Below are 9,701 nucleotides of genomic sequence, written 5' to 3'. Positions count from 1 at the left end.
TTACAATATGGATACGGGAGATACCATTATTGGCTGGGTCTACCAAGCAGATGGGAGTATCGATTCCCTGGCAACACGACTGGCTGCCCGGGTACCCGTAACTTTTACGGATGGCGTGATCTTCGGTAGCCCCTGGGATGGTTTTATTATTTTCTCTGAGAATTATGATGAAGCCAAGCTTGATACAGTGGAATGGCTGAATAAAACGCCCAGTACATCACCATCTTATTCCATAGATTTTTCAGGAAAGACATCCTACCGCTACAAGAATGCGGCTGACTATGACTTTGTATGGGGTGAACCTGCTGATGATAAAAATGGCTATACCATGCCATTTAGCATTTACAACAGGAGCAGTGGCGAAAAGATCATGTTCCAATTGGGAGGTGTGTCGTCCAGTAATCTTGGTTTGGCACCCATCCCGGAGTTTCCATACTTCAGAAATCGGATGTATTTCTTTCTGAGAGAGTTCAATGTTGCTGGTTATGACTCCTCGCGGGAAAAGTCCACCTGGCGGGTTGAGATTTCCTGGCAACCGGATTCTCTGGCATCAAATATCCATTACAACTACCCGGATGTTGATACGATGCGCGTGAGAATCAAGAAACCCTTCCGTAAAGGTGATCAGTTTCTGTTTGATGCATCCAGTATTACCCAGATGAAAGAAGTGACCAGCGATCATGTTGATGATGTCATCGTGGTTCCCAATCCATACATTGTTTCAGCAGATTGGGAGACCGATATCAATCACAAGAGCATCCATTTCACCCATCTGCCTGATGAGTGTGTCATCCGCATCTTTACCCTCACCGGTGAACTGGTTTACACCATTCTGCATAACGATCTTTTTTCAGGTCAGGCCGAATGGAATCTGCGCTCAATGAACCGCCAGGAGGTAGCCCCCGGGCTTTACATCTTTGTGGTTGAGACACCGAACTTTGAAACTTACACTGGCAAATTTGCCATCATTCGATAGGAGCGTGACTGATGAGAAACTATAATTCATACGCTCAAGTAAAATCAAATAAAAGTTTAAACTTAAAACGGATGGTTAGCACGATCCTGCTACTGGTCTTGTTCGCTTTACCGGGATTGTCCCAGGATGCGCGTCAGGATTCCCTGAATGCAGTACTGCCCGGTGACGATTTCAGCAAAGTAGCCACTTCAGTTGGTCAATTTCTGAAACTGGAATATGGAGCTGCCGGTGCAGCCGTGGGTGGTGCCTATACAGCACTGGCTCATGGAGCCGTAGCCATGGCCTGGAATCCAGCTGGCATCGCCTTCTCAAATGGACCGGATCTCTATGTCAGCAGTACCAAGCTATATGCCGGGATAAGTAGTAACTATCTCGGGCTTACCTTGCCCATGGGCGGTGGCAATACCATTGGTATCATTGCTCAGTACATGAATTCAGGTGATATGGAAGTAACCACCCTGGATTATCCCAACGGAACCGGTGAGCAATTTCAGGTATCAGGCATGGCTTTGGGTCTGGCCTTTACCCGGATGCTGACTGATCGTCTTTCAGTTGGAATTACTGGGAAAATGATACGGGAAACCATCTATCGTGAAACTGCCAGTACCTTCGCCTTTGATATCGGATCAAATTTTGATCTGGGTATCTATGGGATGGTTCTGGGAATGTCCATCCAGAATTTTGGGGTTGGGACTCGTTTCGATGGGCCTGATCTCAACCAAATCGTTGATATCAACGATGATCTTCAGGGTAATCCTGAGCTGACATCCCGCTTATTGACCGAAGAATGGCCCTTGCCCATCGTTTTCAGAGCCGGTATCCGAGCTGATGTGATCGGTGGTAAAAGTCCCTGGTATCCCACACCCGCCCACCGCTTGAGTATATTGGTTGATGCCAATGATCCCTTTGATGCTGTCCTGCGGGGCGCCCTTGGATTTGAGTATGGCTGGAATAATATCTTTTTCCTGCGCGGTGGCTATAAGATCAAGTATGAATGGCCGATCCAGTATGATATCTATACGGTAGAGTACAATAATGAATATGATCTTGGTGAAGAATATTTCGATCAGAACGGGAACGGCGTTTTTGATGATAATGAGGCATTTACTGATGGTCTCAGGGTGAAGAGTGATGAGGTGAATATTGGCAGTTGGGACAGCTATTATGGTTCTGATAAATATTCCCTGCGTCGTTTTTCAATGGGTATGGGCGTAAAATATAATTTGTATGGCACCAAATTGTTATTTGACTACTCCTACTCAAATTATGGTATTATAGGAATGGTCCAGCAAGTATCCCTGGGCTTTGGTTTTTAGACAATTCAAAGCGTCTTCGCGAATGAACGAAGTGAGTGCGCCGATCTCCAAAGAGAGATTGCGTTGGTCATGCTTCCCTGGCAAAGATTGCATATAGTAGGTTGGTTAAGTATTGATTAGAATTAGGAAAATTTAAACTATGATGAAGGAGAGCAGGATGAAACGCATTTTAATCGTTGGAATGTTAATGATCTCAACGCTATGGGCAGCGAATATGGAACGCACTGCTGCCAAACAGAGTATTCAACCCAATTCTGTTGAAACCAGTATTCAAACACGAGTTTTAGATAGTGAAACTGGTTCTACTGTGGTATTCCGCGAGTTGAGAGACTCCGTGGGAATCTATTTTGATGATTTTGAAGGTGATGTAAGTGGCTGGGTAGCTGGTGGACAGTGGACCCTGACTGAGGATAATTCCTATAGTCCCACCCATAGTTTTGTTGCTGATGATGATCCTGCTGGTGCCTCGAACTCCGAATTACTGAGTCCAATGATCACCCTCCCGGAAGTAAGCGAAGTCGAAAATCTAACCTTTGATTTTGCCCTTTTCTGTGATTTCCCTGATGCTGATGGTGATGGTGACAACTCATTGGAAGATTACTATTTTGTAAAAGTGGCTGATATGACTTCCATTCCCTGGCACCCAAGTGATTACAATGCTTTCGAGAGTGATATCTCCTGGTGGTGTGGCTCAGAAGATATCGGTGGCTACAATGATGCCTGGTTGCAGTTTCTGGATACTGATCCCATTATTCTCCCCGCTGGTGCCAGCCTGAATTTCAAGGTTAAATATGCACTTGAAGCTTATTCTGGTGCTTCCCAAACTATCGATGGTTGTGAGATCGATGGCTGGGATGTTGCCAATGTCCGGATCTCCACTGATGCCGGTGAAAATTGGACCACCCTTGCAGGTTCTCCAGCTTATCAGTCCACCAGTGGTTTTGGCTGGTCGTTCAATGGCGATGGCTGTGATATTCCCGGTTGGGGTGGTATAAGCGCTGGTTGGGTTAATGCCAGTTATGACCTGGCTGCCTATGCTGAGCAGCAAGTCATGATCCGGTTCGCCTTTGGTTCGGATGCCAGTTACTCAACAGTGGATGATGCCACACTGACCGGTTTTTATGTAGATAATATTCTGGTGTCCACCGCTGCCGATACCCTGTTTTACAATGATGCCACCAGTGAAGACAATATGACTGCTTCAGGTATCCTGTGGGCAGACCTTTTTTATGATTACAGCGATCCTGCCAGCCCCAGACCTGGATCATCCTCCTGGGAAATATATCAGGAAGGTATGCAATTCAATGGTTCCCTTGATCTCACCGATATGGCTGGTAAAGATATCCGGATCATGTGGAGAACCAGAATTGATGATAATAATGATGGTGGTGACGGAACTGGTTTTCACATTGATGATGTAAGTGTTTATAAAACCTCGCAACTGATCCTGCCGGTTCCTGCTGATGTCACCGCTGAAGCAATGGCTGGTGAAGTAGCCCTTAGTTGGACCGATGTGAATGAATCTCAAGAAGTTACTTTTGCCCATGGTGATGAGACTCTGGAATCATTTATCGCCGGCTCTGTTCCCTGGATGTCTGGCCAGGTCGTTGGATCAGCCTGGACATCCCGCTATGAAACTGGACTACCCACCACCCTGCAGACCTTTTCCTATGTCTTAAGTAGTGGCAATACGACTGATCCTGGCTCCATTTTGCCCATTATTGTGACAGTCTGGGATGATAATGAAGAAATCATATTTGAAAGTGAACCCGTAACTGCTACTGCCATGGATGAACTCATGACCTACGATCTGAGTCCAGCCAATATTTCTGTTATCGGTAGCTTTTATGTTGGGTGGGCCTATACCGATACCACAGCACCTTTTGTTGCTCTGGATTCCGATAGCCCCTATGAAGGTGAAGCCTACGGCTGGCATCCTGAAGGTACCATGCTGAGCCTTACTGGCACTGGTATGGACGGTAACTATGCCCTTTATGCAACTGGTGTCACCAGCTCTGCAGGAGGTTTTACTTACAATGTATATCGTCGGGAAGCAGACGCTGGCTTTACCACACCGCTCAACGACACACCCCTGGCAGCAGCCTTCTATACCGATAATACGGTAACCAATGGTGTTGGCTATTACTACGCGATCACCACTGTCTTTGAAGGTGATGAGGGTGATTTCTCAGATGAAGTCTACGTGTTGCCTGAATCAGCTTCAGTCTATACCATGGCCAATGATGATGGATCATCAGAATTTGGTTTTAACCTGGGTGCCGGTGGTTATCAAGCTGTAAAATTCACTCCCGATGGTTATCCAACCCTGATCAAGCGTCTCAAACTGTATGTTCATGGAAACCCCACTGGTACCGCCAGTGCCATTGCCTATGTCTGGGATGATGATGGTGATGATGGCATGCCTTTAGGTGAGTTCAAGAGAACAGGTTGGAGCGGACTGGTCCACGGCTGGAATGTTAAAGATATCTCAGCTGACTCGATCTGGATCACCTCAGGTTCCTTTTATGTTGGTGCCAAGGAAGTGAATTCCACTCCGTCTTTGGGTGCTGATACAGACAATTATAGTGGTTTGTCTTTTTACAATGCCGGTGAAGGGTGGGACAATATGTCCAATCTGGGGCTGAGTTATAACCTGATGTTTCGGGCTGATGTAGATAGCGCCTTTGTCGTTGTCGGGATCGATGATGTTCCCAATGCTGGAATACCATCTCAATATGCTCTATCACAGAATTACCCCAATCCCTTCAACCCTGCCACTATTATCGATTATGCACTGCCAGAAGCTGGTAATGTTGAATTGAAGATCTTTGATCTTACCGGTCGCCAGGTTGATGTTATCGTACAGGAGCATCAGGCTCCCGGTTACTATACCGTTGAACTGGATGCCTCGCACATGAATTCAGGTATTTATATCTATTCATTGAATACTGGCAAGACCCATATCACACGGAAAATGATATTACTGAAATAAGTTAGACCAAGACAGATGTGACGAGTTGAAAGTGGATCACCATCTACTTTCAACTCGTTTCTTTAGGGGGCATGTGAGGATAAGATGAAAAAAATTATAATACTATTTGGGCTGGCGATATCCATTGCATTAGCCTCTGGATCAGAGGATGCAGCTTACTATGGTGACCGAATGCTTATTTGTTTGCAGCCGGATATCGCTGTTCAAACCATCAGCTTTCGAGACAATACGCCTGTTACCGGACTGGCCAGTTTGGATCAACTCCTGGAATTACGTGAGATCACAGGTATGGAAAAATGGCTGCCAGCCGCCACACCTGACGATATGGTAGAGGATGTGATTCTATCCAACATTTATCGGTTAAGCTTTGATGTAAATCGCTGGGATATCAATCAGGTGATCGCAGATTTTTCCAAAGATGCTCACATCCTATATGCTGAGTTGGAAGCCATCGAACGCTTCTTATACACTCCCAATGATACTCGTTATGGATCACAGTGGTTTCTGCCGAAAATCGATGCGAATGAAGCCTGGGATCTCTGGGATATTGCAGGTGGCAGTTTGCCTGGTGATACAGGGATTATTCTGGCCAGCGTTGACTCAGGCGTTCAGTACACCCACCCCGATCTATGGCGCAGTTCCTGGATCAATCAGGCTGAGGTTCCAACTGATATATTTGATGCAGTTGACACCGATTCTGATGGTGTTGTCACTGCCGAAGAGGTTGTCGCCTATATTGAGGAGGATTACAACTCCAGTGGTTCGATCAATCTTCAGGATGCCCTGCATGCAAGTTCACCCTTTATGGATGGGGTGGATGATGATAATTGGGACAATAATCCCTCCACCTATATTGATGACCTGATAGGCTGGGATGTCTCTGGTTCCACCAGTGGTAATGACCCTGACAATGATCCAATGGGAGCCACATCAGGTGCTGATGCCAGCACACGGATGCACGGAACCCATGTAGCCGGACTCCTCTGTGCCACTACCGACAACACTACAGGCATTGCCAGTGTTATTTATAATGGCTCATTGATGTCAGTCAAGTGTTTGTATGACCAGGATTCACAGGGCTACATCTCAGGTGGTTACTCAGGAATGTTGTATGCCGCCAAAGCTGGAGCAGATATTATCAACTTATCATGGGGCGGAACGGGTTACAGCAGTTCTAGCCAGAATACCATTAATCTGATCTACGATACTTACGGGGCGCTTCTGGTTGCCGCAGCCGGCAATGGAGATGATTATGGAAATCCGACTGATACCCCTCACTACCCGTCAGGTTATGATAAAGTCGTTTCAGTTACCGCTGTGGGTTCATCTGACAATTTTTCATGGGCCAACTATGGAGATGAGGTGGGGACTCCCGGAGTAAACGGATATTTTTCAGGTATCAGTCTGGCTGCCCCCGGTGAGAATATTCAGAGTACCGTATACACTACCAACGGATCGTATGCATCCTGGCCGGGAACTTCTATGGCTTCCCCCATTGTGGCTTCCTGTTTTGGTTTACTGAAATCAGCCAGCCCTGACCAGGATAATGACTGGTTGGTTGAGAATATGCTTAGTTCCGCTGATCCAATTGATGACATCAACCCGAACTATGCCGGTCTATTGGGTAGTGGTCGGGTAAATATTTACACCACTCTGGCTCATACGCTCTTTCCACTCCTGAGCTATGATTCACATAGCCTGCAGATGATTGTGGATAATGGCGATGGTGTTCTCTCACCAGGCGAAGAAGCCAAGATGAGGGTCAACCTGTATAATGAGCCAGGTTGGGTGGATGCGGTTAGTGTCACGGCTATTTTACGCAGCAGTTCGGAATATGTAACGATCTCGGATAGCACAGCCAGTTATGGTGACATATTTAATGGCAATATTGGGGTCAACATACTGGATCGCTATCAGTTTGCCATTGCTGCTGATGCACCTTCAGGTCAATTTCCCTTTACTTTGGAAGTTACGGCCAATGAAGCAAGTGGGCACGCTTATACAGTCCTGGTTGAATTCAATGTTGAAGCCAGTATCTGGCAATTGAATTTTCCCCTGGTCTCAGGCATCATAAAAGGTGGAAATGCCATTGTCGATCTGGATGGTGATGGAAGTAAAGAGATCATTTTCGGTGCAGAAGATAGCTTGGTGCATGCCATCAAACAGGATGGCACTGAACTGGAAGGCTTTCCCTTTCTTACAGGTAATAAGATCGAAGCTACCCCTGCTGTTGGAGACATTGACAATGATGGTGACCTGGAGATCGTAATTGGATCCAAGGACTATAATTTATACGTGATCCACCATGATGGCAGCTCTGAGATCATCTATACCTCCACTCGGTATATATTTGCCACGGCTACGCTTTTTGACCTGGACAATGACGGTGATCTGGAGGTCATTGCAGCTTGTTACAACAACGATTTGGCTGTGGTCCATCATGATGGTACTCCTTTTGGAAGTTTCCCACTCATGCTTGAAGATCATCTTACCGAAGCGGTTGCTGTTGGAGATGTGAATGGCGATGGTAATGTCAATATTGTGGTTGGTACCTGGGGTGACCGGGTGCACGTTCTGAATCTTGATGGTACTGATGTAGCTGGATTTCCTATTGTGCTCACTGATCGGTTGAAATCTGCCCCGGTGATCGCCAACATAGATAACAGTCCAGATGGAAGCCAGGAGCTCCTATTTGGCTGTGATGATAACTATTTTCACGCATACGATGCCACTGGTGCTGAGCTGTGGACATATGCTACATCTGGGCAAAATATCCAAACTGATCCCGCTGTCTGTGATATGGATGGTGATGGTGATCTGGAGATCGCATTTGGCAGTCTTGATCGCAGCGTTTACGTTCTGGATCATAACGGAGCTGTGTTGGATGGCTGGCCTCAGGTTACTGGTGCCGTGATCTACAGTTCTCCAGCTGTTGCAGATGTGGATGGTGACGGGGAGGCGGAGATTTTCTTCGGCTCCAATGATTTCTTTATCTACGGTTTTAATCTGGATGCTAGTGTCCTGGCTGGATTTCCAACCGAAACCAGCAATAAGAGCCAGGGTGCTCCCAGTATCGGTGATTTTGATGCAGATGGTGATGTTGAGATCGTGATTGGAACAGATGATTACCTCGCTGTGCTTGATCTTAACAGCGCTGGAAATGAAGCCGGTTACTGGCCAACCCATAGAGGAAATTTACACCGTACAGGTGCTGCTCAGGCTCCGGTTGCAATTCGGGAGGGAAATAGTTTACCTGAGCACTATCAATTGCATGCAAATTATCCCAATCCCTTTAATCCCATCACTCAGTTGAGCTTTGAGTTAACCAGGTCTGGCTTTGTGGAACTGCAGATCCTCGATATTCGGGGCCGGGTTCTAAAGACATTGGTTTCTGAGCATCTGGCTCCGGCCAGCTATTCAGTATCCTGGAATGGTCAGTTTAATGGGAAGCCGGCAAGTGCAGGTATCTATCTGTATCGGCTTTCAACACCTCGCGGTGATCTGATCCGAAAGATGACCCTGCTTAAGTAAGCAATAAGCCCAAGATCAATCAGAGAAGCCTCCGTTCCCCGGGGGCTTCTCTGATTAGTATACCACCCCCACAGTAATACGATAAATTGCCAGTCAGTTCCTATTGAGACGGTGACTTGAAATTGATCGCTTCTGGATGCAGCTTGCAAATAAATATTATGCTCCATTAAAATTTCTGTAAATGTGGACTACAATTGGCAGTACCAGACCTGTCCTCGTGTGGAATACGGCTTATAGGGCTCTTGGAATCAATCCCAGCCAGGTGATCAGGTGAGTTTGAGAAGGTATTAAGTGAGCCCTATATTGTTGCAATTATGGAAGTTATGTGATAATATCATGTTTGGAGTGAGAGGGAACGCTGGTGTTGTAAAAAAGATAATTGAACTATTTCCAGGTATTTTGGAAAAAGTTGTTGTGAAGAGCTAGTCAGCAGATTATTATCGCGCCGCTTTATGACAGGAGAATGGGTAGAGGTGCCAAAATGACACGAAACTTTTTTCAATAAGTTGATATTTAGTGTTGCTGAGGCATAGGTGCCAGAGTATATTTGCGAGCTTTCGAAATATGAGAGCGGAGAACGCAAAAACTTCTCCTTGATTTTTGAAAAATGGGTATGCACGGTCTAGGTCAATATGAGGTATCTCATTTGACGATACCGACAATTACAATGAGTTAAATAAGTAAAATAGAATAGAGTCATAAACAAACTACAATGGAGAGTTTGATCCTGGCTCAGGACGAACGCTGGCGGCGTGCTTAACACATGCAAGTCTAAGGAGAACGGATTCTTCGGAGTCCTATTAAACTGGCGAACGGGTGAGTATCGCGTAGACAACTTGCCCAGAGATTTGGGATAACACTGAGAAGTTGGTGCTAATACCGGATA

Annotated in this window: 4 protein-coding genes and 1 rRNA gene (1 of these 5 only partly in view); all 5 read left to right on the top strand. The window is 46.1% G+C overall.

Annotated features, from left to right (window positions below; all coding sequences use genetic code 11):
• Positions 1–976, top strand: a 976-nt coding sequence (locus U9Q77_05500) for a hypothetical protein (protein MEA3286810.1), incomplete at its 5' end; no start/stop codon positions are given.
• Positions 977–987: 11 nt separating this feature from the next.
• On the top strand, positions 988–2,292 hold the full coding sequence (locus U9Q77_05495; GenBank protein MEA3286809.1) for a PorV/PorQ family protein: 1,305 nt from the start codon (positions 988–990) through the stop codon (positions 2,290–2,292).
• A 157-nt stretch (positions 2,293–2,449) separates the two neighbouring features.
• Entirely contained in the window at positions 2,450–5,284 is a 2,835-nt protein-coding gene (locus U9Q77_05490) for a T9SS type A sorting domain-containing protein (GenBank protein ID MEA3286808.1), read from the top strand.
• An 84-nt stretch (positions 5,285–5,368) separates the two neighbouring features.
• Complete coding sequence (locus U9Q77_05485) at positions 5,369–8,815, top strand: S8 family serine peptidase (GenBank protein MEA3286807.1); 3,447 nt, start codon at positions 5,369–5,371, stop codon at positions 8,813–8,815.
• Positions 8,816–9,524: 709 nt separating this feature from the next.
• A 16S ribosomal RNA gene (locus U9Q77_05480) occupies positions 9,525–9,701 on the top strand (it continues 1,387 nt past the right edge of the window).

It is taken from the genome of Candidatus Neomarinimicrobiota bacterium (assembly GCA_034716895.1).
Taxonomy (GTDB): domain Bacteria; phylum Fidelibacterota; class UBA8477; order UBA8477; family JABMPR01; genus JABMPR01.
Note: the sequence above shows the minus strand (reverse complement) of the source record. Positions and strands in the feature narration are given on the sequence as shown.

What these genes read in the sequence shown, in the direction of transcription:
- U9Q77_05485 (MEA3286807.1), top strand. Translation starts at nt 5,369, where the DNA reads ATGAAAAAAATTATAATACTATTTGGGCTGGCGATATCCATTGCATTA.
- U9Q77_05490 (MEA3286808.1), top strand. Translation starts at nt 2,450, where the DNA reads ATGAAACGCATTTTAATCGTTGGAATGTTAATGATCTCAACGCTATGG.
- U9Q77_05495 (MEA3286809.1), top strand. Translation starts at nt 988, where the DNA reads ATGAGAAACTATAATTCATACGCTCAAGTAAAATCAAATAAAAGTTTA.